The organism is Burkholderia anthina, assembly GCF_001547525.1.
In the GTDB taxonomy this organism is placed as follows: domain Bacteria; phylum Pseudomonadota; class Gammaproteobacteria; order Burkholderiales; family Burkholderiaceae; genus Burkholderia; species Burkholderia semiarida.
Window position 1 is genome coordinate 1707209 of sequence record NZ_CM003768.1, and the last position, 23109, is coordinate 1730317.

Annotated in this window: 22 protein-coding genes; 2 read left to right on the top strand and 20 right to left on the bottom strand. The window is 66.6% G+C overall.

The annotated features are described in order from the left end of the window. Positions 1 to 189 precede the first annotated feature (189 nt). The 16 genes from WS64_RS07830 to ndk form a co-directional block, all read right to left on the bottom strand. Positions 190 to 786 (bottom strand): phosphoribosyltransferase, encoded by a 597-nt coding sequence (locus WS64_RS07830; RefSeq protein ID WP_059585317.1) that lies wholly within the window; start codon positions 784 to 786, stop codon positions 190 to 192. 8 nt (positions 787 to 794) lie between these two features. Then, entirely contained in the window at positions 795 to 2141 is a 1347-nt protein-coding gene (locus WS64_RS07835; protein WP_059585316.1) for an adenylosuccinate synthase, read from the bottom strand. A 113-nt stretch (positions 2142 to 2254) separates the two neighbouring features. Beyond that, positions 2255 to 3403: an ATP phosphoribosyltransferase regulatory subunit gene (locus tag WS64_RS07840; protein WP_006496416.1), complete on the bottom strand. Its 1149-nt coding sequence runs from the start codon at positions 3401 to 3403 to the stop codon at positions 2255 to 2257. A 113-nt stretch (positions 3404 to 3516) separates the two neighbouring features. After that, positions 3517 to 3708, bottom strand: a complete 192-nt coding sequence (locus tag WS64_RS07845; RefSeq protein ID WP_006478685.1) for a DUF2065 domain-containing protein — start codon at positions 3706 to 3708, stop codon at positions 3517 to 3519. Between the two features lie 36 nt (positions 3709 to 3744). Further along, positions 3745 to 4644 carry a protease modulator HflC gene (hflC, locus tag WS64_RS07850; protein ID WP_060966181.1) on the bottom strand — a complete coding sequence of 300 codons (900 nt, stop codon included), beginning with the start codon at positions 4642 to 4644 and terminating at the stop codon, positions 3745 to 3747. Between the two features lie 15 nt (positions 4645 to 4659). Further along, positions 4660 to 6006 carry an FtsH protease activity modulator HflK gene (gene hflK / locus WS64_RS07855; RefSeq protein WP_060966182.1) on the bottom strand — a complete coding sequence of 449 codons (1347 nt, stop codon included), beginning with the start codon at positions 6004 to 6006 and terminating at the stop codon, positions 4660 to 4662. A gap of 47 nt (positions 6007 to 6053) precedes the next feature. Beyond that, positions 6054 to 7226 carry a GTPase HflX gene (gene hflX / locus WS64_RS07860; protein ID WP_208606852.1) on the bottom strand — a complete coding sequence of 391 codons (1173 nt, stop codon included), beginning with the start codon at positions 7224 to 7226 and terminating at the stop codon, positions 6054 to 6056. A 72-nt stretch (positions 7227 to 7298) separates the two neighbouring features. Then, complete coding sequence (gene hfq, locus WS64_RS07865; RefSeq protein ID WP_006399927.1) at positions 7299 to 7538, bottom strand: RNA chaperone Hfq; 240 nt, start codon at positions 7536 to 7538, stop codon at positions 7299 to 7301. 142 nt (positions 7539 to 7680) lie between these two features. Then, complete coding sequence (gene der / locus WS64_RS07870) at positions 7681 to 9018, bottom strand: ribosome biogenesis GTPase Der (protein WP_059585312.1); 1338 nt, start codon at positions 9016 to 9018, stop codon at positions 7681 to 7683. 247 nt (positions 9019 to 9265) lie between these two features. Then, a complete protein-coding gene (gene bamB, locus WS64_RS07875; RefSeq protein ID WP_059645732.1) occupies positions 9266 to 10411 on the bottom strand; it encodes an outer membrane protein assembly factor BamB in 1146 nt (381 codons plus the stop codon). Between the two features lie 41 nt (positions 10412 to 10452). After that, on the bottom strand, positions 10453 to 11082 hold the full coding sequence (locus WS64_RS07880; RefSeq protein ID WP_006761402.1) for a tetratricopeptide repeat protein: 630 nt from the start codon (positions 11080 to 11082) through the stop codon (positions 10453 to 10455). Positions 11083 to 11136: 54 nt separating this feature from the next. Beyond that, entirely contained in the window at positions 11137 to 12477 is a 1341-nt protein-coding gene (hisS, locus tag WS64_RS07885) for a histidine--tRNA ligase (protein WP_059645729.1), read from the bottom strand. 20 nt (positions 12478 to 12497) lie between these two features. Then, positions 12498 to 13802 (bottom strand): flavodoxin-dependent (E)-4-hydroxy-3-methylbut-2-enyl-diphosphate synthase, encoded by a 1305-nt coding sequence (gene ispG, locus WS64_RS07890; protein ID WP_059585331.1) that lies wholly within the window; start codon positions 13800 to 13802, stop codon positions 12498 to 12500. Positions 13803 to 13914: 112 nt separating this feature from the next. Further along, on the bottom strand, positions 13915 to 14934 hold the full coding sequence (locus tag WS64_RS07895; RefSeq protein ID WP_060966184.1) for a helix-turn-helix domain-containing protein: 1020 nt from the start codon (positions 14932 to 14934) through the stop codon (positions 13915 to 13917). A gap of 247 nt (positions 14935 to 15181) precedes the next feature. Continuing rightward, positions 15182 to 16321 carry a dual-specificity RNA methyltransferase RlmN gene (gene rlmN / locus WS64_RS07900; RefSeq protein ID WP_060316423.1) on the bottom strand — a complete coding sequence of 380 codons (1140 nt, stop codon included), beginning with the start codon at positions 16319 to 16321 and terminating at the stop codon, positions 15182 to 15184. A gap of 55 nt (positions 16322 to 16376) precedes the next feature. After that, positions 16377 to 16802, bottom strand: coding sequence for a nucleoside-diphosphate kinase (gene ndk / locus WS64_RS07905; protein ID WP_040144283.1), 426 nt, complete (start codon positions 16800 to 16802; stop codon positions 16377 to 16379). A gap of 249 nt (positions 16803 to 17051) precedes the next feature. Here ndk and WS64_RS07910 point away from each other — a divergent pair, with 249 nt between their 5' ends. Next, positions 17052 to 17750 (top strand): Bax inhibitor-1/YccA family protein, encoded by a 699-nt coding sequence (locus WS64_RS07910; protein ID WP_059585309.1) that lies wholly within the window; start codon positions 17052 to 17054, stop codon positions 17748 to 17750. 64 nt (positions 17751 to 17814) lie between these two features. Here the strand turns inward: WS64_RS07910 and rlmD are convergent, their stop codons facing one another. After that, positions 17815 to 19119: a 23S rRNA (uracil(1939)-C(5))-methyltransferase RlmD gene (gene rlmD, locus WS64_RS07915; protein WP_264162848.1), complete on the bottom strand. Its 1305-nt coding sequence runs from the start codon at positions 19117 to 19119 to the stop codon at positions 17815 to 17817. 324 nt (positions 19120 to 19443) lie between these two features. Between rlmD and WS64_RS07920 the strand changes: the two genes are divergently transcribed. Next, positions 19444 to 20298, top strand: a complete 855-nt coding sequence (locus WS64_RS07920; protein ID WP_060966185.1) for an endonuclease/exonuclease/phosphatase family protein — start codon at positions 19444 to 19446, stop codon at positions 20296 to 20298. Positions 20299 to 20327: 29 nt separating this feature from the next. Here WS64_RS07920 and WS64_RS07925 read toward each other — a convergent pair whose 3' ends face one another. From WS64_RS07925 to WS64_RS07935, 3 genes are read right to left on the bottom strand one after another with little or no spacing between them, the layout of a single operon-like run. After that, positions 20328 to 21104, bottom strand: coding sequence for a 3'-5' exonuclease (locus WS64_RS07925; RefSeq protein WP_059645787.1), 777 nt, complete (start codon positions 21102 to 21104; stop codon positions 20328 to 20330). A 3-nt stretch (positions 21105 to 21107) separates the two neighbouring features. Further along, the gene (gene rpoS / locus WS64_RS07930) at positions 21108 to 22202 is read right to left on the bottom strand and encodes an RNA polymerase sigma factor RpoS (RefSeq protein ID WP_060316434.1); all 1095 of its coding nucleotides are present in this window, start codon (positions 22200 to 22202) and stop codon (positions 21108 to 21110) included. Between the two features lie 11 nt (positions 22203 to 22213). Next, positions 22214 to 23104: a peptidoglycan DD-metalloendopeptidase family protein gene (locus tag WS64_RS07935; protein ID WP_060966186.1), complete on the bottom strand. Its 891-nt coding sequence runs from the start codon at positions 23102 to 23104 to the stop codon at positions 22214 to 22216. Positions 23105 to 23109 lie beyond the last annotated feature (5 nt).

A 23109-nucleotide genomic window follows, 5' to 3' on the forward strand; every position in this document is an offset into this window, starting at 1 on the left:
GTGGAACCACGTGATCCACGCCGCGCATGCAATCCGGCGCCACCTGTGGCAGGGCTGCCATCATAGCCGGGACCGCGCCGCCTGCCTATCGGGGTGCGCAAGGCGGGCCGCGCGGCGCGACGCGCGCACCAATAAAAACGGCGCCGCAAGCGGCGCCGTACCAAGCTTTCCTTCGATCGGCCGGCGCGCTTACGCGCCTGAACCGTCGCGCTGCGCGCGACCGCGCTTGATCCACGCCTCGAGGTTGTGCGGACGAACCGTGTCCCACTCCTCGAACGGCTGATGAATCCACGGATTCGTCGGCAGGAACTGCGTGTGATAGTCGGGCTTGACCTTCGAGCAACCCTTGTACCAGAGCACGGCCGAACGCACGGCCGTGACCGCCGGATAGCGCTCCTTCAAATGCTCCTGCACGCGCGCGAGCGTGACGCCCGAATCGACGAGATCGTCGACCAGCAGCACGTTGCCCGCCAGATGGCCGCGCGTCATCGTGATGTACTGCGCGATGTCGAGCTCGCCCTGCTGGGTGCCGGCCGCTTCCCGGTACGAGCTCGTCGCGAGGATCGCGAGCGGCACGTCGTAGATGCGCGACAGCTGGTCGCCGACGCGCAGGCCGCCGCGCGCGAGGCACAGGATCTGGTCGAACTTCCAGCCCGACGCATGCACCTGGAGCGCGAGCAGCTCGATCAGACGGTGATACTCGTCCCAGCCTACCCACAGGTTCTTGTCGTCGTTGCGCGGATCGGTCATCAAGTCTGCCGCCGTCATCGTGATTTGCTGCGTCATCTTGGGAATTACACCTTGAACGGATGGCGGAGCAGGATCGTTTCGTCGCGGTCCGGGCCCGTCGACACCATGTCGACCGGCACGCCAGCCACTTCCTGGACGCGGCTCAGGTAAGCCTGCGCGTTGGCCGGCAGCGCGTCCCACGTCTTGATGCCGACGGTGCTTTCCTTCCAGCCGGCGAACGTTTCGTACACCGGTTCGCAGCGCGCGACGTCGACCGCGCCACGCGGCAGAATGTCCACGTCCTTGCCGTCGACCTGGTAGCCGACGCACAGCTTGACTTCATCGAGACCGTCGAGCACGTCGAGCTTCGTCATGCACAGGCCCGACACGCCGTTGATCTGGATCGAGCGGCGCAGCGCCGCTGCATCGAGCCAGCCGGTGCGGCGCGGACGGCCGGTGACCGAGCCGAATTCCTTGCCGACGTTCGCGAGCGTGACGCCGACCTGGTCCTGACGCTGCGGGTTGTCCGCATCGTACAGTTCGCTCGGGAACGGGCCCGAGCCGACGCGCGTGCAGTACGCCTTCGTGATGCCGAGGATGTAGTTCAGCTTCTGCGGACCGACGCCGGCGCCGGCCGATGCCGCGCCCGCGACGCAGTTGCTCGACGTGACGAACGGATAGGTGCCGTGGTCGATGTCGAGCAGCGTGCCTTGCGCGCCTTCGAACAGCAGGTTCTGGCCCGCGTTGTTCGCGTCGTACAGGCGGCGCGACACATCGGCCACCATCGGCTTCAGGCGGTCGGCATAGCCGAGCATCGTGTCGAGCGTGGCCTGGAAGTCGACGGCCGCACCGCCCAAATATTGGGTCAGCACGAAATTGTGGAAATCGAGGTTTTCGCGCAGGCGATCGGCGAAGGTCTTCGCGTCGAACAGGTCCTGCACGCGCAGCGCGCGACGGCCGACCTTGTCTTCGTACGCGGGCCCGATGCCGCGGCCCGTCGTGCCGATCTTGCCCGCGCCCTTGCGCGCTTCGCGCGCCTGGTCGATCGCGATGTGATACGGCAGGATCAGCGTCGTGGCTTCGGAGATGAACAGACGGTCGCGCACGTTCACGCCGGCTTCTTCGAGCTCGCCGATTTCCTTGAACAGTGCTTCGGGGGACAGGACGACGCCGTTGCCGATGTAGCAGGCGACGCCTTCACGCATGATGCCCGACGGAATGAGGCGCAAGATCGTTTTCTTGCCGCCGATGATGAGGGTGTGGCCGGCGTTGTGACCGCCCTGGAAACGCACGACGCCCTGAGCGTGGTCCGTCAGCCAGTCGACGATCTTGCCCTTGCCTTCATCACCCCATTGCGTTCCCACGACGACGACATTGCGCCCGGGAGTCACGTTCACTGCGCTGGCAGACATGTTGATTCGTTAGCTGGTTAAAAACGTATTCTACCTATGTTCGCGGGCGATTCCGAATTTTTCCGTTTCGCTTCAACGATATGCACGCCGAAGCGCGACCCGCGAACGCCTGTTTATCGGGGTTCGACCACCCATGCGCCGTTGCGCTCCACGAGCGAGCGATCGCACGCGAATTCGTCGAGCACATGGTCGTGGCCCGGCAGCGCCTGGATCACGACCTCGCCCGCATCGCGCAGCGCCGCGACGGCCGCGCCCAGCGCGTCGTCCTGCGCCCACGGCGCAAGGATCGCGGTGCCGCGCGCCTCGACCGGCGAAATCCGGGCGAGCTCGCGCAGATCGAGCGAGAAGCCGGTTGCCGGACGCGCCCGGCCATAGGCCTGCCCCACGTGGTCGTAACGGCCGCCGCGCGCAATCGCGTTCGGCACGCCGTCGATGTACGCGCTGAACATCGCGCCGCTGTGGTACGCATAGCCGCGCAGGTCGGCGAGATCGATCGCGACTTCGACGCCCTTCGCCTGCGACGCAAGCTGCGCGAGGTCGTCGAGCGCCCGCGTGATTTCAGGCAGCACCGGCAGGCGCGTGCGCGCCTCGGCGAGCACGCTCGCGTCGCCGTAGAGGTTCGGCAGCGCGCGCAGCGCGGCACGCGTATCGGCGCCGAGATCGTCGGTGAGTTCGTTCAGCAGCGGCACGTCCTTGCCCGACAGCGCGTCGTACAGCGACTCGCCGCGCTCGGCGGCCTGCGCGTCGCGCGCCAGCAGCGCCGCGAGCACGCCCGCGTGACCGAGGTCGAGACGGATGCGCGACAGGCCCGCGAGATGCAGCGCATCGAGCATCAGCTGCTGGATCTCGAGATCGGCTTCCAGCCCGGCGTGCCCGTAGATTTCGGCGCCGATCTGGATCTGCTCGCGCGTCGCGTGCAGGCCGCGCGGACGCGTATGCATCACGTGGCCCGCGTAGCAGAGGCGCGTCACGCCCTGCCGGTTCAACAGGTGCGCGTCGATCCGCGCGACCTGCGGCGTGATGTCCGCGCGCAGGCCGAGCGTACGGCCCGACAACTGGTCGACCAGCTTGAAGGTGCGCAGGCGCAGATCGGCGCCGCCGCTCGTCAGCAGCGACTCGAGATACTCGAGCAGCGGCGGCATCACCATTTCGTAGCCGTACGAACGGAAGCGGTCGAGCAGCCTGCGGCGCAGCTCCTCGATCTTGCGCGCTTCCGACGGCAGCACGTCGGCGATATTCTCGGGAAGTAACCAGGTCGACATCGGTACGGTCCTACGACGGGAAACGGCGCGCGACACGCGCGCCGCGAGTTGAATCGGAACTTCGAAATCGGGCGAAACGATCGGCGGATGCGCCGTCCGGATCGGGGCGCCGGTCAGGTCGCGAGCAACAGCAGCACGAGCCCGAGCACCATCACGATCAGCCCGCCGATCCGGATATGATGCGGCGGCCGCTCCGCTATTCTACGAAACGTGTCGCGCCAGGCGACGGGAAACACGAAAGGGAACGCCCCCTCGATGATCAGCATCAGCGCTACCGCGAGCAACAACGAGCCAGCCAGGTCCATGCGAGCGACGGCGCCGCTCGACGCGGCGCCCCAAGGTCAATGTTTGCGGGGAGCGGGCGCCGCCGGTGCGGCGCCGCCCGTCGGGCTGCGCATGAAGCGGAAGAACTCGCTGTCGGGATCGACGACGATGATGTCGTTGCGCTTGAACGTATTCCGGTAGGCCTGCAGGCTCGCGTAGAACTGATAGAACTGCGGATCGCGGCCGAACGCGTCGGCGGCGATCGTCGCGGCCTTCGCGTCGCCCTCGCCCTTGATCGTCTGCGCGGACTTGTACGCGTTCGCGAGCACGGCTTGCTGCTCGCGTTCGGCGTCGGCCTTGATCTGCTCGACGTCGGCCGCGCCTTGCGCACGCACCTGGGCCGCCTGATCGCGCAACGCGCCGATCATCCGTTGATAGACGGCGTCCGTCTGCGCGGCCGGCAAGTCGACACGCGTGAGCTGAACATCGACCACGTCGACGCCGAAACCGGACGCTTGCGCCTTCGCCGCATCGCGCGCGGCCTCGGCGATCGCGCGCTGGCCGCCGAGCGCATCGTCGAGCGCGCGCTTGCCGAATGCGTCGCCGAGCGCGCCCTTCAGCACGCCGGCCAGCCGGTCGGCGGCCGCCGCCGGGTCGCCGCCCGTCGCGGTGAAATACTTCATCGGATCGCTGATCCGGTACTTCGCCGCATACGCGACCAGCAGGTCGTGCTTGTCTTCGGTTGCCAGTTGCAGCTGATCGGACGACTCGAGCGACTGCACGCGCGTGTCGATCAGCGTGGCCGTCTGCAGCGGCGGCGGCAGCTTGAAGTGGACGCCGGGGCCCGCGAGCTCCGGTTGCGTACCGTCGCGGCCCGACAGCACGGCCGCATGGCGCGGATCGACGGTGAGGACCGTCGACGATGCCGCGAAGGCGACGATCACGATTGCGACGACGAGCGCAATGATTCGGTTCATGTTCTGCGCTCCCCGTTACTTCGTATCGTCTTCACGCGACCGGCTGCGAAACGCTTCACGCGATCGCAGCACGTCGACGCCCGACGCGGTGGCGGCCGGTGCGGCGCTCGCCGGTGCCGGCGCGGCTGCCGACGGCGTCGTGGCCGCCGGGGCCGACGCCGCATCGGGCGCGGACGCGCCGGTCGACGCCGCGGCGTTTTGCCGCCCCTGCTCGACGAGCTTGTCGAGCGGCAGATACACGACGCTGTTGCCGCCCTTGTTGCCGACGAACACCTTCGTCGCGTTCGAATAGATTTCCTGCATCGTCTCGAGATACATCCGCTCGCGGATGACCGCGGGCGCCTTCGAGTACTGCGCGTAGACCTGCTTGAAGCGGTCCGCATCGCCTTCGGCTTGCGTGACCACGCGATCGGCATACGCCTTCGCTTCGTCGACGAGCTTCGCCGCATCGCCCTGCGCCTTCGGCAGCAGGTCGCTCGCGTAGGCCTGCGCGGCGCGCTTCGCGGCCTCGCGCTCGTCGCGCGCCTTCGCGACTTCGGCGTACGCGGCCTGGGTCTGGTCGGGCGCCGCGACGCTCTGCATCGTGACGGCCGTCACCTCGAGCCCCGACTGGTAGCGGTCGAGATCACGCTGGATCGCGGTGGAAAGCTGCTCGCGCAGCGCATCGCGATCCTGATTCAGCATGTCGGCCGCGCTGCGCGTGCCGACGATCGCGCGCACCGCGGCCTGCGCGGCCTGCGACACGCTGCGTTCGGGATCGACGCTGCGGAACAGGTAATCGGTGGCGGAACGGATCCGGTACTGGACGATGAAGCGCACGTCGACGATGTCGGCATCGCGCGTCAGCATCGCGGCCTCCTTCACGTTCGCGAGGCGCACGACGTTATTGCGGCCGATCTCGATCGAGCGGACCTGCGACGTGTCGACGACCTCGTGCGACGCGAACGGATACGGCGCGCGCCAGTGCACGCCCTGGCCGACCGTGCCCGACAGCTTGCCGAGCTGCAGCACGACGCCCGTCTGGCCTTCCTGCACGACGAACAGCCCGCTGCCCGCATACACCGCGACCAGCACGCCGATCACGATGCCGACGCCCACCCGTGCGGCCCGGCCGTTGTCGGGACGCAAGCCGTTACCGCCCTTGCCGCCGAACAGGCCGCTCAGGCGCCGGTTGAAGTTGCGCCACATCTCGTCGAGATCGGGCGGACCGTCGCCGTCGCCGCCTTGCGGACGCTTCGATTCGTTCGCGCGGGGGCGGGATCCGTCCTTGCCATTGCCTTCGCCGCGTCCCCAGCGGGGATCGTTGATCGACAACAAGGCGCGCATCCGCCGCCAGGTACTCCGCTCGTTGTATTCGTTCACCAGAGTTTGTTCACCAGATTGGAAGCCGGCGAACCGGCCGGGGCCGGTTAGCGCCCGTGTTCGGAAATCGTGTGGTCTTCGTGCGGTTCAGCGGACGTGCCATCGAGCGCGTCGGACAACGTCGCGCTGGAAAGGTGTTCCGCGGAGGCGATTTCGGCGATGGCGGCACGCAACGTATCAAGACCCTGACCGGTGCGCGCGCTCAAAAAGACGCGCGAAATATTACCATATTCGTCCCGCTCGACCGCGTCGCCGCGGGCCGCCAGCTCGGGCACGGCGTCGATCTTGTTGAACACCAGGACCTGCCGGACCGTGTCCGCACCGATCTCGTGCAGCACGCCGTTGACCTGCTCGATTTGCTCGAGCCGGACCGCGCTCGACGCATCGACCACGTGCAGCAGCAGATCCGCATGGATCGTTTCCTCGAGGGTCGCGCGGAACGCCGCGACGAGCTGGTGAGGCAGCTCGCGGATGAACCCGACCGTATCGGACACGACGATCTGCCCGACCTCGTCGCCGAGGTACACGCGCCGCGACGTCGTATCGAGCGTCGCGAACAGCTGGTCGGCCGCGTAGGCCTGCGCTTTCGTCAGCGCATTGAACAGCGTCGACTTGCCCGCGTTCGTATAGCCGACGAGCGACACCGACATCGTGCCGCTGCGCGCGCGCTGCCGGCGCTGCGTGCTGTGCTGGCGGCGCAGCCGGTCGAGCCGCGACTTCAGCATCTTGATGCGTTCGCCGATCAGCCGGCGGTCGGTTTCGAGCTGGGTTTCACCGGGGCCGCGCAGGCCGATACCGCCCTTTTGCCGTTCGAGGTGGGTCCACGCTCGAATCAGCCGGGTCGACAGGTATTGAAGCTGCGCGAGCTCGACCTGCAGCTTGCCTTCGTGGCTGCGGGCGCGCTGCGCGAAGATGTCGAGGATGAGGCTCGTGCGATCGACCACGCGCCTGTTAAGCGCCTGCTCCAGATTGCGTTGCTGGGCTGGCGCCAATGCGTGGTTGAAGATGACGATTTCGACGTTGTGCGCGTCGCAGGCGAGCCGCAGCTCTTCGGCTTTGCCGCTGCCGATGAACATCTTGGCATCGGGACTGGCGCGACGCCCCGTGAGGGTGACGGCGGGACGGGCTCCCGCGCTGGAGGCGAGAAGACTGAGTTCTTCGACACTGGCTTCGAAATCGGTCTTGCCGAAATCGATGCCGACGAGCGCTGCGTTGATCAAATTATCGGGTGTCAAGATAAGGCGGCTGGCATCGGTCGCTCGCGGCGACCGGATGCCGGCCGCTGCGATAGGTTAGGACGAGGCTTCCGCGTCCGGGTGGAAATTCACCGGGCGCGCCGGCACGACCGTCGAGATGGCGTGCTTGTAAACCATCTGGGTCACCGTATTACGGAGCAACACGACGTACTGGTCGAACGATTCAATGTTCCCTTGAAGCTTGATGCCGTTGACGAGGTAGATCGAAACGGGAACGTGCTCTTTGCGCAGTGCGTTCAAAAACGGGTCTTGTAACAATTGCCCTTTGTTGCTCATGGCGTACTCCATCTTTTTTTGCAGGTTGATCTGGATTGGCGGCGAAGAAAAAGAGATCCGGCGCCAATCGCTACACTATAGCTGATTTTGCCTGCCCCGCCCGGTGCATAGGCCTTCCGGCCTGGCCGTGGCGGGCCATGCGTCAGCCCTTGTCCGCGTACGGATTGTTCGACGAACGGAACTCTATGCGCAATGGAGTCCCGGTCAGCGAGAAAGTTTCGCGGAACCGGTTTTCGAGGTAGCGCTTGTAGGTTTCCGTCACCGCGTCGAGCGCGTTGCCGTGAATCACGATGATCGGCGGATTCTGGCCGCCCTGGTGCGCGTAGCGCAGCTTCGGACGCACCGGGCCGCGACGGCGCGGCTGCTGGAATTCGACGGCCTCGATCAGCGCGCGCGTGAGCTTCGGCGTCGGCAGTTTCGCCATGGCCGCCGCGTAGGCGTCGTCGACCGAGCGCATCAGCGCGCCGATACCCGTCTTCTTCGCGGCCGAAATGAAGTGCGATTTCGCGAAGTCGAGGAATTTCAGCTTGCGGGTCAAATCCGCTTTCGCGCGGTCGCGCGCGTGGTCGTCGAGGCCGTCCCACTTGTTGACGCCGATCACGAGCGCGCGGCCCTGCTCGACGACGAAGCCGGCGATGTGCGCGTCCTGGTCGGAAATGTCCTGCTGCGCATCCAGCAGAAGAATGACGACGTTCGCGTCGGAGATCGACTGCAGCGTCTTCACGACCGAGAACTTCTCGATCGCCTCGAACACCTTGCCGCGGCGGCGCAGGCCGGCCGTGTCGATCAGCGTGTACTTCTTGCCGTTACGCTCGAAGTCGACGTAGATCGAATCGCGCGTCGTGCCCGGCATGTCGAACGCGATCACGCGGTCCTCGCCGATCAGCGCGTTGACGAGCGTCGACTTGCCGACGTTCGGGCGGCCGACGATCGCGATCTTGATGCCGCGCGACGGATCGTCCTCGTCCGCTTCCTCGGGCTGGCCCGCGTACGCGACTTCGAGCGCCTCGTTGATCATGTCGGTCACGCCGTCGCCGTGCGCGGCCGAGATCGCGCGCGGATCGCCGAGCCCCAGCTCGTAGAACTCGGAGGCGACCGCCGTGTACTTCATCCCCTCGGCCTTGTTGACGACGAGGAAGATCGGCCGGCCGGTCTTGCGCAGGTAGTCGGCGATCGACTTGTCCTGCGGCGCGAGCCCGTTGCGGCCGTCGACGATGAACACGACGACATCGGCTTCCTCGACGGCCTGCCGCGTCTGGCGCGCCATTTCGTGCAGGATGCCGTCCTTCGCGACGGGTTCGAAGCCGCCCGTATCGACGACCAGATAGGGCCGTTCGCCGACGCGCCCTTCGCCGTAATGGCGATCGCGCGTCAAGCCCGGCAAGTCGGCGACCAGCGCATCGCGCGAGCGCGTGAGCCTGTTGAACAGCGTGGATTTCCCCACATTGGGGCGCCCAACGAGGGCAATGACCGGTTTCATCTGTGTTTTCTACGGTGAAGCGCAGCAGCGGGAGGCCCGCTGCTGCGGGCGGCTGCGCTGAATGAAAATATCACGAATTCGCGCCGCGCCGGATGCGCGCGCCGGGCGCGCGTCGCGCGCCGTCGTCTTTCGTCTCGAACTGCCTTTCAAATACCGAGCGGCCGGGAACGCCGGCCGCCTTCAAGTCGCGGGGCCGCGGCGCGCGGGACCGGCCCGCCGCGCCGCGGCCCCGCCTGTTTCCCGCGTGTCAGCGCGGACGGAACCCGTACAGGCCGCCGTCCTTCGTCTGCACGACGAGCGTATTGCCCGCGAGAACCGGCGCCGCCGTAATCGCGCTGCCGTCGGTCTTCATCCGCGCGATGAAGCTGCCGTCTTCGCGCGACAGGAAATGCACGAAGCCCTTGTAATCGCCCATCACGACCGCGTGCCCGAGCAGGTACGGCACGCCGACGTCACGGCTCTTCAGCTTGTCGTTGCGCCACAGCTGGTTGCCCGTGGCCGCGTCGTACGCGGTGACGACCGACCAGTCGTCGCCGCCGGCGACCACCGAATCGTCCTGCGCGAGGCCGCTGCGGCTCGAGAACGGTTTTTCCCACAGCGGACGGCCCGAGTTCGCATCGAAGCAGCCGAGCTGACCCTGGAACGTCACCGCGCAGGTTTCCGCGCCCACGAGCGTCGGCGGGCCGCTGACGTCGTTGATGCGCTCGACCTCGGTCACGCCCTTCGGGAACGACACGGGGGTCTGCCAGAACGGCTCGCCCGTCTGCAGGTTGATCGCGACGAGACCGCCGCCCGGGAAGCCCGCGAGCACGGCCGCGTCGCCCGCGAACGTCATGCCGGCCGACACGCGCAGGTTCAGCGGCACCGCACGGTTGCGGTAGTTCCACTTCTGCTCGCCCGTCTGCGCGTTGAACGCGATCACCTGGCCGTCGATCGTGCGCACGATCACGAGACCATTGCCGACGAGCGGCGGCGAGAAGATCTCGCCCTGCACGGTGGTCTTCCACAGTTGCTTGCCGTCCGGGCCCAGCACGAACACGCCGCCCTTCAACGCACCGACCGCGGTCAGGTTGCCGTCGCTGCCGACACCGGCCGACAGGTCCGAACCCACCTTCGAGCGCCACAGCGTCTGGCCCGTCTTCGCGTCGATCTTCTCGACCGAACCGTTTTCGCCCGCCGCATAGACGGCGTCGCCCACGGCAACCGGCGAGAACAGGTAGCGTCCGCCCTTGCCGACGCTCGCCTTCCAGACCTGTTGCACGTCCATCACGGGCTTGAACTCGGTGAGCGGCGTCGGCACGCGGCGCGCGTCCTTCGACGACGAGCAAGCCGCCAAAGCGAGGACAGCCGCCGCGCAGGCAACGGGCACAGCGTAACGTTTCAGCAAATTCATCGGTTAGCGAAGCAGAGTTAAGAGGTTGAGGGGGCCGGGATTCAGCCGCCGAGCGCGTCCAGCTTGAACTGCACGAGCTGGCGTGCCGACTGGTCGTCCTTCGACAGGCCGTCGAGCGCAAGCTTGTAAGCCGCGCGCGCATCGTCGGTCTTGCCTTGCGCGGCCAGCAGATCGCCGCGGCGATCGGCCACGAGGCCCTTGAACGCATCGACCGGCGTACCCGACAGCAGCGCGAGGCCCGCATCGTACGCCTTCTCGTCGAGCAGCAGCGACGCGAGCCGCAGCTTCGCGATCTGCTTGTACTCTTCGTCCTTGGCGTGATCGGCGGCCCATTGCAGCTGCGCCTTCGCGCCTGCCGCATCGCCGGCCGCGTACAGCGTCTTCGCGGCCGCGAGCGCCGTCATCTGCGCATACGGCGTGCTGCCGAACTTGTCTTCCATGTCGGCAGCCGCGCGGGCCATCGTCGCCTTGTCGTTCGCGGCGGCCGCCTTCTGAACCTGTTCGTACAGCCCGGACGCCTCGGCGGCCTGACGGCGCTGCCAGTAGTTCCAGCCGTTGAAACCGGCCGCGACGACGAGCGCCGCGAGCACGATCCACGTGGTGAGGTTGCCCCAGCGGGCCCACCACGCCTTGAGACTTTCAATCGATTCTTGTTCGTCGTGATAACTCATCGGCGAGCGATTCCTTCCTGTTCAGCTTTTCTTGTCGCGCGGATGCCAGCGCGATCAGTCGTCGCCGTCTTCGGCGGATGCAACCATCGCATTGATTAGGAATTCGGTCAAGCTTTCGACCGGTACGGTCTGCTGAACGTTCTTTTCCCCTTCCGCGCCCGCGCCGCGCAGCGCTTTCACGCCCACCGTGCCGTTCGCGACCTCTTCTTCGCCGAAGATCACCGCGAACGCGGCGCCACTTGCATCGGCCCGCTTCATCTGCGACTTGAAGCTCGCCGGCGCGCCGTCGGCGCTGCAGTGGAAGATCACGTCGAGGCCCGTGTCGCGCAGGCGCTCGGCCGCGATGAACGCCTGTTCGCGCGCGGTTTCACCCTGGTGCACGACGTATACGTCGACGCCTTCCTGCTCGGGCGCGAGATCCTCTTCCTTCAGCAGCTCGAGGATGCGCTCGATGCCCATCGCCCAGCCGCACGCGGCGGTCGGCTTGCCGCCGAGCTGCTCGATCAGCGGATCGTAGCGGCCGCCGGCCGCGACCGTGCCCTGTGCGCCGAGCTTGTCGGTCACCCACTCGAACACGGTCAGGTTGTAGTAATCGAGGCCGCGCACGAGACGCGGATTGATCTTGAACGGAATGTTGTTCGCGAGCAGCAGGCGCTGCAGCCCTTCGAAATGCGCGCGCGATTCGTCGCCGAGGAAATCGATCAGCTTCGGCGCGTTCTGCGCGATCTCCTGCAGCGCGGGATTCTTCGTGTCGAGCACGCGCAGCGGGTTCGTGTACAGGCGGCGCTTCGCGTCCTCGTCGAGCACGTCGGCGAACTGCTCGAGGTACTTGATCAGTTCGACGCGGTGCGCGGCGCGCTCTTCGGCGAGGCCGAGCGAGTTGATCTCGAGCTTGATGCCGGTCAGGCCGAGGTCGTCCCACAGGCGCTGGCACATCATGATGATCTCGGCATCCGCATCGGGACCCGCGAAGCCGAGCGCCTCGACGCCGACCTGGTGGAACTGGCGATAACGGCCGCGCTGCGGACGCTCGTGACGGAACATCGGGCCGATGTACCACAGGCGCTTCGGGCCGTCGTACAGCATGTTGTGCTCGATCGCCGCACGCACGACGGCCGCGGTGTTTTCCGGGCGCATCGTCAGGTTCTCGCCGTTCAGCGCGTCGGTGAAGCTGTACATCTCCTTCTCGACGATGTCGGTGACTTCGCCGATGCCGCGCGTGAAGAGCTGCGTATGTTCGACGATCGGCGTGCGGATGTTCTGGTACCCGTACGCGCGCAGCAGCGATTTCACGGTAGCTTCGAAGAATTCCCACAGGCCGGCATCCTGCGGAAGGATATCGTTCATGCCTTTGACGCCGGTGAGCTTCTCGATCTTGCGTTTCTGTTCAGTCATCGTTCGTGTGTGTGGACGAATTAGTTCAGGGCCTCGGTGCGGCCGTAATTGCGTGCGACGTAGTCGCTGACGATCTGCTGGAATTCCTCGGCGATCCGCTCGCCGCGCAGCGTCTTGACCTTTTCGCCGTCGATGAAGACGGGCGCGGCCGGGTTCTCGCCCGAGCCCGGCAGGCTGATGCCGATGTTCGCGTGCTTCGATTCGCCCGGGCCGTTGACGATGCAGCCCATCACCGCGACGTTCATCTTCTCGACGCCCGGATACTCCTTGCGCCAGACCGGCATCTGCTCGCGCAGATACGTCTGGATCTGCATCGCGAGTTCCTGGAACAGCGTGCTCGTCGTGCGGCCGCAGCCCGGGCACGCGATCACCATCGGCGCGAACGAGCGCAGGCCCATCGTCTGGAGGATTTCCTGGCCGACGATCACTTCGCCCGTGCGCGACGCGCCCGGCTCCGGCGTCAGCGAAATGCGGATCGTGTCGCCGATCCCTTCCTGCAGCAGCACGCCGAGCGCCGCCGTCGACGCGACGATCCCCTTCGAGCCCATGCCGGCCTCGGTCAGCCCGAGGTGCAGCGCGAAGCCGCAGCGGCGGCCGAGTTCGCGGTACACGGCGATCAGGTCCTGCACGCCGCTAACCTTGCACGACAGCACGATGCGGTCGCGGCCGAGGCCAAGCTCCACCGCACGCTCGGCCGAGCCGATCGCCGACTGGATCAGCGCCTCGTACATCACGCTCTGCGCGTCCCACGGCTGCGCGCGCGCGGCGTTCTCGTCCATCATGCGCGCCAGCAGATCCTGGTCGAGGCTGCCCCAGTTCACGCCGATCCGCACCGGCTTGTCGTACTTCGCCGCGGCCTCGATCATCTGCGCGAACTGCGTGTCGCGCTTCGCGCCCTGACCGACGTTACCGGGGTTGATCCGGTACTTCGACAGCGACTCCGCGCAGCCCGGGTAGTCGCGCAGCAGCAGGTGCCCGTTGTAGTGGAAATCGCCGACGAGCGGCACCGTCACGCCCATCCGGTCGAGCTGCTCGCGAATCGCCGGCACGGCGGCCGCGGCTTCGGGCGTGTTGACCGTGATGCGCACCAGCTCGGAGCCCGCATTCGCGAGTTCCTTGATCTGGATCGCCGTGCCGATCGCGTCGGCCGTGTCGGTATTCGTCATCGACTGCACGCGCACCGGCGCGTCGCCGCCGATCGTCACGAGTTGCCCGCCCCAGCGGACATCCACCGCATGCGATACGCGGCGCGGCTGATGCCCGCCGAACACCGGCTCGGTTGAACAAATCTGACTGCTGCGTGGGGATTGAGCTTCGGATTGCATCGATAGATCCATTTACGCGGAATGCGCCGCGACGCGGCGCATGAATTGAAAAAGCGCCGTGCCCTCACGGCCTGCCGATATCGACGGCAGGCCTTCGCCACGGCGCTTGACGTCAGGGCAGCGTGAACCGCGCCACGTTACCCCGCGCTGCCGAATATTTTGCCGGATCGACCGGTTTTCCGTCGAACGCAATCGCGTCGAGGCCAGCCTTGTTGCCGATCGTGACCTTGAACGGCCCGTCGCCGGCAACCTGCTTCGTTTCGCCGGCGCGCACCAGCGCCGAGAACAGCTCCTTGCCGTTCTTGTCGCGCACGCTGAACCAGCAATCCTGCTTGACCTTCAGTTCGACCATCGACTGGCCTGCCGCGACCGCGACGCTCGCCGGCTGGGCCGGCGCGGCCGTGCTTGCCGCCGTCGTTGCCGCCACGGGCTGCGATGCCGCAGCCGTCGCGACCGGGGCCGCGGGCGCCGGGACAGCCGATGCAATCGCCTCCGCGGGGGCCGGGGCCGCCGACGCGGCAGCCGGGGCCGGAACCTCATTCGCCACCACTGCCGACGCACCGTTCGGGGCCGCTTCTTCAGCGGAGGACGCTGCCGCCGCGCTCGCGGCCGACGCATGTTCGGCGTCGCCGCCCTTGAAGCGCGCGAGCAGGCTCGACGAATCGCCGCCAGTGTGCCACATCAGTGCGGCGACCACCGCGACGATGACGATCCCCGTTCCCCAGAGCCAGGGATGGTGGCGCGACGAACCGCCCAGCGGAATCGACACGCGGCCGCGCGGCAGATCCGTGCCCGACGACGCCGGCATCGACAGGTCGACTTCCGGCACCCCGCGCTCGCGGCGCAGCGCCTGCGCGAACGGTTCCGGATCGACGCCGAGCATCTTCGCGTAGCTGCGCACGACGCCGAGCGCGAAGGTCACGCCGGGCAAATGGCTGATGTCGCCGGCCTCGAGCGCCCGGAGTTTCTGCGGTGCGACCTTGAGTCGCGCCGACACGTCGTCGACCGACCAGCCCTTCGTCTCCCGAAGCTGCGCCAGCCGGCTGCCGACCGCCGCCAGCGATTCCAGTCCCGCCGGTGCCGGCTTCGCGGCATTCGTCTCTGCGCCGTTAGACGGCTGCGGCTCACTCATCCTTGTCCTCGCGTCGATTCTTCTTCACTGGCGGGTGCCGCCGGCTCCTGCCGGCCGGCACCCGCAACGGTTCATACCCTGCGCGGCGCCGAGGCGCCGCGACCGATCGCTATTCGCGTGTTGCACCGCCAAACGGTTCGGGCACCCTGGGCAGGTGCCCCGAACCAGGCGCCCCCGACTACGCGCCCCCGACTGGGCGTCCCCGACTGGGCGTCCCCGACTGGGCGTCCCCGACTAGGCGTCCCCGTCAAACTGCCCGAACTTCGATGATCTTTCCTGCCGCGCCTGTCCGTTCCGCGAGGCGCGTGCGGTCCTTCACCGCGCCGGCCAGTTGCCCGCACGCGGCATCGATGTCGTCGCCGCGCGTCTTGCGCACGGTCGTGACGACGCCCGCGTCGATGAGGACCTGCGCGAAACGCTTGATCTGCTCCGGCTTCGAACGGATCAGGCCAGATTCCGGAAACGGATTGAACGGGATCAGGTTGAACTTGCACGGCACGTCGCGCGTGACGGCCAGCAGTTCGCGCGCATGCGCTTCGGTGTCGTTGACACCGTCGAGCATGCAGTATTCGAACGTGATGAAGTCGCGCGGCGCGACTTTCAGATAACGCTGGCACGCAGCCATCAGCTCGCGAAGCGGATACTTCTTGTTGAGCGGCACCAGCTCGTCGCGCAGCGCATCGTTCGGCGCATGCAGCGAAACGGCCAGCGCGACCGGCAACTCGGCGCCGAGGCGGTCCATCATCGGCACCACGCCGGACGTCGACAGCGTGACGCGACGGCGCGACAGGCCGTACGCGTTGTCGTCGAGCATCAGCCGCATCGCGGGTACGACCGCGCTGTAATTCAGGAGCGGCTCGCCCATGCCCATCATCACCACGTTGGTGACGACCCGCTCGGCCCGGCCATTCGGGCCGGGCGCGCGGCCCAGCGACGCGCGCAACGCAAACTCGGCCATCCGGAGCTGGCCGATGATTTCGGCTGTCGACAGGTTGCGGGAGAAGCCCTGCTTGCCCGTCGAACAGAAGCGGCAGTTCACCGCGCATCCGGCCTGCGACGACACGCACAGCGTGCCGCGCGTCTCTTCCGGGATGAACACGGTTTCGACCGCATTGCCGTTTCCGACGTCGATCAGCCACTTGCGCGTGCCGTCGGTGGAAACGTGATCGCTGACGATATCCGGCATCACGATCGACGCGCGGCCCTTGAGCTTTTCCCTCAGGGACTTCGCGAGATCGGTCATGCCGTCGAAGTCGCCGGCGTTGTACTGGTGGATCCAGCGCTGCAACTGCTTGGCGCGGAACGGCTTCTCGCCCAGGCTGCCGCAGTACGCGACAAGACCCTCGGCGTCGAAGTCGAGAAGATTGACGGAAGTTTCGCTCGTCATGATGTGCTGCCTTGCCGCGTGCGCTGAATCCTGCCTACTTGCTGTCAGCCAGGGCTTAACGCGAGTAAACGTTCATTTCCGGGAAGAAGAACGCGATTTCGACCGCTGCCGTTTCCGCGGCGTCCGAGCCGTGCACGGCGTTCGCGTCGATGCTGTCGGCGAAGTCGGCGCGGATCGTGCCCTTTTCCGCCTTCTTCGGATCCGTCGCGCCCATCAGGTCGCGGTTCTTCAGGATCGCGCCTTCACCTTCCAGAACCTGGATCATCACCGGGCCCGAGATCATGAAATCGACGAGATCCTTGAAGAACGGACGTGCCGCGTGGACTGCGTAGAACTTCTCTGCGTCAGCACGCGACAGGTGTGCCATGCGCGCTGCGACGATCTTCAGGCCGGCGCCTTCGAAACGGCTGTAGATCTGGCCGATCACGTTCTTTGCCACCGCATCCGGCTTGATGATCGACAGGGTGCGCTCGATTGCCATAAAAACTCCAAAAAATTAAGAAGTTACAGGTTCAAATGAATCCGCTATTGTAGCACGATCCCGTGTATCATTGCGATTGAACCCTTACACGAATGAAAGGTTCAGAATGCATATGTTTTGTTCCGCCGAGCCATTGAAACCTCGCGGCACGGAACGTATCTTAGCCATAGCTGCTCCGGTTTGCTGCGCCGCACACCGCGTGTGCCGAACCGGCCCCGGACGCCCACGCGTTCAATGTTAGGAGAAACCATGAACGACTATCCGTACAATTTCGGCCGCGGCGGTTCCGTCAGCACCGCCGAGGTTCGCAACCGCGTGCTGCGGAACACGTACTGGCTGCTCGCGCTGTCGATGGTGCCGACCGTGCTGGGCGCCTGGGTCGGCGTCGCGACGGGCTTCTCGCTGTTCGCGGCCACGAGCCCGATGATGAGCCTGCTCGCGTTCTTCGCGATCGCGTTCGGCTTCATGTTCGCGATCGAGCGGACGAAAAACAGCGCGGCCGGCGTGTTCGTGCTGCTCGGCTTCACGTTCTTCATGGGCCTGATGCTGTCGCGGCTGCTGAGCTTCATCCTCGGCTTCTCGAACGGCCCGTCGCTGATCATGCTCGCGTTCGGCGGCACCGGCATCATCTTCGCCGTGATGGCGACGATCGCCACCGTCAGCAAGCGCGACTTCTCGGGGCTCGGCAAGTGGCTGTTCATGGGCGTGATCGTGATCCTGCTGGCGTCGGTCGCGAACATCTTCCTGCAACTGCCGGCGCTGATGCTCACCGTGTCGGTGCTCGCGATCGCGATCTTCTCGGCCTACATGCTGTTCGACGTCCAGCGCGTCGTGAACGGCGGCGAGACGAACTACATCTCGGCCACGCTCGCGATCTACCTCGACCTGTACAACGTGTTCACGAACCTGCTCGCGCTGCTCGGCATCTTCGGCGGCAACCGCAACTGACGTTCGCTGCGCACCCATGAAAAAACCGGCCCGCGGGCCGGTTTTTTTACGTCCGCCGCCCGGCTCAGTCGCGCTCGAACAGCGCAATCGATTCGACGTGCGACGTATTCGGGAACATGTTCACGACACCAGCGCCCTTCAGCCGATAGCCGGCCTCGTGCACGAGCAGGCCCGCATCGCGCGCGAGCGTCGACGGGTTGCACGACACGTAGACGATGCGTTTCGGCAGCGGGCCTTCGCCGCTCTGCGCGATCTCGGCCAGCGCCTTCGACACCGCGAGCGCGCCTTCGCGCGGCGGGTCGATCAGGAATTTGTCGAATGCGCCGAGCGCGCGCAGGTCGTCGCCCGTCACTTCGAACAGGTTCCGGCACGCGAACGTCGTGTGGCCGTCGACACCGTTCTCGCGCGCGTTCGCCAGCGCGCGCGTGGTCAGCGTGTCGCTGCCCTCGATGCCCATCACTTCGCGCGACAGCCGCGCGAGCGGCAGCGTGAAGTTGCCGATTCCACAGAACAGGTCGAGCACGCGGTCGTCGCGCGACGGCGCGAGCAGGCGCAGCGCGCGGCCCACCAGCACGCGGTTGATCTGGTGATTGACCTGCGTGAAGTCGGTCGGCTTGAACGGCATGCGGATGCCGAATTCCGGCAGCGTGTAATCGAGCGACACGTCGAGCGGATAGAACGGCGTTACCGTGTCCGGCCCCTTCGGCTGCAGCCAGAACTGCACCTTGTGCTCGTCCGCGAACGCGCGCAGCAGCGCTTCGTCGTCCGCGTTGATCGGCTCCAGCACGCGCAGCACGAGCGCCGTGACCGCCGAGCCGACCGCGAGTTCGATCTGCGGCATCCGGTCGCGAATCGACAGCCCCTCGACGAGCCGGCGCAGCGGCACGAGCATCGCCGACACGTGCGGCGGCAGCACTTCGCAGCTCGTCATGTCGGCGACGTAGCTGCTCTTCTTCTCGTGGAATCCGACCAGCACGCCGCCCTTCTTCGCGACGTTGCGCACGGTCAGGCGTGCGCGGTAGCGATAGCCCCATGACGGGCCGTGGATCGGCGCGAACATCGTTTCCGCGCGCAGCTTCGCCAGGTGCCACAGATTGTCTTCGAGCACGCGCTGCTTGACCGCGACCTGCGCGCGCATGTCGAGATGCTGCATCGAGCAACCGCCGCAGGTGCCGAAGAACTTGCATTTCGGCTGCGTACGCATCACGCTCGGACGCAGAATGTCGACGACCGTCGCTTGCTCGTAGCTCGGCTTGCGGCGATAGCTCGAATAGGTCACGCGCTCGCCCGGCAGCGCGCCTTCGACGAAGATCACCTTGCCCGGCTGGCCGTCCTCGGTCACCGTGCGGCCGACACCGCGCGCTTCCATGTCGAGCGATTCGATCTCGAGAACCGGTGCAGGCCCGGGCGGAACGGGCGCATTTTTCGATTTGCGCGCAGAAGTGGGGACGGCTTCGGACACCAGCTTTTCCTGACAAACGTTGAAGAAGGCGAGATTGTAGACGACGAAGGCCCTCGCCGCGTGCTTTGGATGAGGCACGCATCGGGCACGCGGGCATAAACCATGCGGCGCGGGCCCGGACGGCCGCTCGACGCGGCTTTCCGATTCGCCTGCAGTCGGCGTGGGCCACGGAATCAGCCGAGGCAACGTCCGAGGCCCAACATCCCTACCCGCCCGACAGGAGGTTCGACCATGCGATTGATCGACTGGAACATCCAATGGGGCCGCGACGCGGACGGCGTCGTCGATCTTCCGCGCACCGTCGCGGCCATCCGCCGGCTCGGCGATTTCGACGTGCTGTGCCTGCAGGAAGTCACGCGCGGCTTCGACGCACTGCCCGGCCGGCCAGGCCCGGATCAGTTCGCCGAACTCGCGGCGCTGTTGCCCGGCTATACGATCGTCGAGGCCATCGGCGCCGACCTGCCTGCCATCCGGCCCGGTGGCGCACGCCGCCAGTTCGGCAATGCGATCGCGACGCGGCTGCCGGTCGGGCGCGTGCTGCGCCAATTGCTGCCGTGGCCCGCCGACGCCGGCGCGCCGTCGATGCCGCGCGTCGCGCTCGATATCGAGTTGCAGCCGCCCTTCGGGCCGTTGCGCGTGATCACCACGCATCTGGAGTATTACTCGGCGCGCCAGCGGCTTGCACAGGTCGACGCGCTACGCGCGCGGCATCGCGAGGCCTGCGCGCACGCGGACCACCCCGCGCCCGCCGAAACCGCCGACGGGCCGTTCAGCGCGACCGGACAACCGCGCGACGCGATCGTCTGCGGCGATTTCAACAGCGCGTTCGGCAGCGACGCGTACCGGCGCTTTCTGGAGCCGATTGCCGACGCGCCGCGTTTCGTCGACGCGTGGGTCGCGCTGCATCCCGGTCGTACGCCGCCGCCGACGGCCGGCGTCTACGATACGGTGCAATGGTCGGACGGCCCGCTCGCGTGCGATTTCGTGTTCGTGACCGACACGCTGTTGCCGCGCGTCACCGGCTGCGAGATCGACGGCGACGTACGCGCGTCCGATCACCAGCCGGTGCTGCTCGAACTGGCCTGATCGCGCAGGTTGCGGCGCCGCCGCCCGCGCTACGCGTCGAAGCCGGCCAGGTATTCGGCCCAATGCGGCGCCGGCTCCAGCGCGAGCGCGTTCTTCACGAGCAGGATTTCGTCGGCGTACTCGCTCGGCGTCAGCCCGCCGCGCATCAACTGAAACCGGCAATACAGCAGGTAGGTGTTGACGACGTCGGTTTCGCAATAGTTGCGGATTTCGTCGATTCGGCCGTCGCGGAACGCCGGCCATACCTGGCTGCCGTCCATCCCGAGCTTGCCCGGGAAACCGCACAGCTTCGCCAGCGCGTCGAGCGGCGCGTTCGCGCGCGCCTGATACATCGCCAGCACGTCCATCAGGTCGGTATGCCGCGAGTGATAGCGCGAGATGTAGTTGTTCCACTTGAATTCGCGGTCGTCCTCGCCGAGATCCCAGTAGCGGGTGGCGGGAATGCCGTGCACGAGCGCGCGGTAATGGAGCACCGGCAGATCGAAACCGCCGCCGTTCCACGACACGAGTTGCGGCGTGTATTTCTCGATCACGCGGTAGAACGACTGGATCAGCGTGGCTTCGTTGTCCTGCGGCGTCCCGAGCGAGCGCACGCGAAAACCGTTGTTGTCGCGGAACACGCACGAGATCGCCGCGATCCGCTGCAGGTGGTGCGGCAGGAAATCGCCGCCGGTCTTCTCGCGGCGTGCGGCAAACGCATGTTCGGCCACCGCGGCATCGTCGAGCGTCGCGGGCAGGTCTTCCAGACGGCGGATGCCGTCGACATCGGGAATCGTCTCGATGTCAAAAACGAGAATCGGAGTCATCAGTTACAGAACGGCGTCCTTGCGCACGCCGTTGGAGGCGAAGAACCGCTTGAGGCGCACCAGCGCTTCCTGCTGGATCTGGCGCACGCGCTCGCGCGTGAGCCCCATCTCGTCGGCAAGCTCCTCGAGCGTCGCCGGTTCGATGTGGTTCAGGCCAAAGCGGCGCTCGATCACGTGCCGGTGCTTGTCGGACAGCCGCGATAGCCACGCGCGCGTCAGCGTTTCGAGCTCGCGGTGCTGCACCTCGGCGTCGGGCGACTGGCTCTGGTCGTCGGGCAGCAGGTCGAGCAGGCTGCTCGCGGGATCGAGGTCGAGCGGCGCGTCGAGCGACGCCGTGTGTTCGTTGAGCGCGAGGATATCGGTGACTTCCTCGGCGGTCTTGCCGGTGAGATAGGCGATGTCGTCGATGCTGGCTTCGCGGCGCTCGGCCGCCTCGCCCGTCGACATCGAATTCTTTTCGAGGTGGCGCTTCGCGCGCAGCACCTGGTTCAGTTCGCGAATCACGTGCACGGGCAGGCGTACCGTGCGGGCCTGGTTCATGATCGCCCGCTCGATGCTCTGCCGGATCCACCACGTCGCATACGTCGAGAAACGGAACCCGCGCGTCGGGTCGAATTTCTCGATCGCATGCATCAGGCCGAGGTTGCCTTCCTCGATCAGGTCGAGCAGCGGCACGCCGCGGTTCAGGTACCCCTTCGCGATACTGACGACGAGACGCAGGTTGCGCTCGATCATTACCTGCCGCGCTTCGAATTCGCCGGCCTTCGCGAGGCGCGAATAGCGCTGCTCTTCCTCGACGGTCAGCAGCGGCTTCACGCTGATGCGGTTCAGGTAATGCTGGATCGTGTCGGCCGTGAGTTCGGCCTGCAGCAGCGTGCGGAAATCGTCGACGTCCGGGACTGCTTCCTGGCGGCCTTCGCGCTCGTCGTCGCCACCGTCCGCGTCGGCGTCGGCGTCGCGTGCCTCGAGATCGCGTTCGTTTTCCGCGACGTCGTCTTCGTCGTCCGTCGAAGCACCTGCTCGCCCCACCGATGCTTGCGTGGCACGACTGATCTTCTCAGACTCGGCTTGCGGCTCGTGGCGCTTCGATTTCGGCATGGTCGTCTCGGTTATTGAGGCGGCAAATACTTCAGCGGATCGACAGGCTTACCCTGCCGGCGAACCTCGAAATGCAGCATCACGCGGTCGGCATCGCTGTTACCCATCTCGGCGATCTTCTGCCCCTTCGTTACCGCGTCCCCCTCTTTTACCATCAAAGCGCGATTGTGTGCATACGCCGTGAGGTAAGTTGCATCGTGTTTGATGATAATGAGGTTGCCGTAACCACGCAGCCCGTTGCCGGAGTAAACGACGCGGCCGTCTGCTGCTGCCTTCACGGCCTCGCCGGCCGTCCCGCCGATATTGACACCCTTGTTCTTCGCATCGTCGAACCCGTTCAGCACGGGGCCGCGCGCGGGCCACGCGAACGTCACGGGACCGCTCGGGGCCGCGGCCGTATCGCTCGATCCCGTTGCCGCGGCCGGCGGCGTGGCGGCAAGTGCCGACGACGTGCCGGCAGCCGGCGTGGCCGGGCCGCTGCTCAGCGGCGCGGTCGCGACCGCACCACCGGCGATCGGCGCGGTGGCCGGCGCGCCCGCGACCGCGGCGCCGCCCGGCGGCGCGACACGCAGCAACTGGTCGACTTCGATCTGGTTCGGGTTCGCCAGATTGTTCCACGACGCGATGTCTCGATAGTTCTGCCCGTTCTCGAGCGCGATCCGGTACAGCGTGTCACCCGGCTTTACCCGATAGAAGCCGGGCGGCGGCGGGCCGAGCGGCACCGCGGGCTGCGCGGCGCTGCTCGTGCCGAGCGCCCCGGAGCGGTCGACGACGGGCGCGTTGTCGAGCCGCGTCGCACAGGCGGCCAGCAGCGTGGAGAAAGCAGCCACACAGATCGCGCGCTGGGCGAGCGTGAGCGGTTCCCTGGATCGGTTGTTTTGCATCGCGCGCAACATACTCATCGGTT

What these genes read in the sequence shown, in the direction of transcription:
- WS64_RS07830 (WP_059585317.1), bottom strand. Translation starts at nt 786, where the DNA reads ATGACGCAGCAAATCACGATGACGGCGGCAGACTTGATGACCGATCCG.
- WS64_RS07835 (WP_059585316.1), bottom strand. Translation starts at nt 2,141, where the DNA reads ATGTCTGCCAGCGCAGTGAACGTGACTCCCGGGCGCAATGTCGTCGTC.
- WS64_RS07840 (WP_006496416.1), bottom strand. Translation starts at nt 3,403, where the DNA reads ATGTCGACCTGGTTACTTCCCGAGAATATCGCCGACGTGCTGCCGTCG.
- WS64_RS07845 (WP_006478685.1), bottom strand. Translation starts at nt 3,708, where the DNA reads ATGGACCTGGCTGGCTCGTTGTTGCTCGCGGTAGCGCTGATGCTGATC.
- hflC (WP_060966181.1), bottom strand. Translation starts at nt 4,644, where the DNA reads ATGAACCGAATCATTGCGCTCGTCGTCGCAATCGTGATCGTCGCCTTC.
- hfq (WP_006399927.1), bottom strand. Translation starts at nt 7,538, where the DNA reads ATGAGCAACAAAGGGCAATTGTTACAAGACCCGTTTTTGAACGCACTG.
- der (WP_059585312.1), bottom strand. Translation starts at nt 9,018, where the DNA reads ATGAAACCGGTCATTGCCCTCGTTGGGCGCCCCAATGTGGGGAAATCC.
- bamB (WP_059645732.1), bottom strand. Translation starts at nt 10,411, where the DNA reads ATGAATTTGCTGAAACGTTACGCTGTGCCCGTTGCCTGCGCGGCGGCT.
- WS64_RS07880 (WP_006761402.1), bottom strand. Translation starts at nt 11,082, where the DNA reads ATGAGTTATCACGACGAACAAGAATCGATTGAAAGTCTCAAGGCGTGG.
- hisS (WP_059645729.1), bottom strand. Translation starts at nt 12,477, where the DNA reads ATGACTGAACAGAAACGCAAGATCGAGAAGCTCACCGGCGTCAAAGGC.
- ispG (WP_059585331.1), bottom strand. Translation starts at nt 13,802, where the DNA reads ATGCAATCCGAAGCTCAATCCCCACGCAGCAGTCAGATTTGTTCAACC.
- WS64_RS07895 (WP_060966184.1), bottom strand. Translation starts at nt 14,934, where the DNA reads ATGAGTGAGCCGCAGCCGTCTAACGGCGCAGAGACGAATGCCGCGAAG.
- rlmN (WP_060316423.1), bottom strand. Translation starts at nt 16,321, where the DNA reads ATGACGAGCGAAACTTCCGTCAATCTTCTCGACTTCGACGCCGAGGGT.
- ndk (WP_040144283.1), bottom strand. Translation starts at nt 16,802, where the DNA reads ATGGCAATCGAGCGCACCCTGTCGATCATCAAGCCGGATGCGGTGGCA.
- WS64_RS07910 (WP_059585309.1), top strand. Translation starts at nt 17,052, where the DNA reads ATGAACGACTATCCGTACAATTTCGGCCGCGGCGGTTCCGTCAGCACC.
- rlmD (WP_264162848.1), bottom strand. Translation starts at nt 19,119, where the DNA reads ATGGAAGCGCGCGGTGTCGGCCGCACGGTGACCGAGGACGGCCAGCCG.
- WS64_RS07920 (WP_060966185.1), top strand. Translation starts at nt 19,444, where the DNA reads ATGCGATTGATCGACTGGAACATCCAATGGGGCCGCGACGCGGACGGC.
- WS64_RS07925 (WP_059645787.1), bottom strand. Translation starts at nt 21,104, where the DNA reads ATGACTCCGATTCTCGTTTTTGACATCGAGACGATTCCCGATGTCGAC.
- rpoS (WP_060316434.1), bottom strand. Translation starts at nt 22,202, where the DNA reads ATGCCGAAATCGAAGCGCCACGAGCCGCAAGCCGAGTCTGAGAAGATC.
- WS64_RS07935 (WP_060966186.1), bottom strand. Translation starts at nt 23,104, where the DNA reads ATGAGTATGTTGCGCGCGATGCAAAACAACCGATCCAGGGAACCGCTC.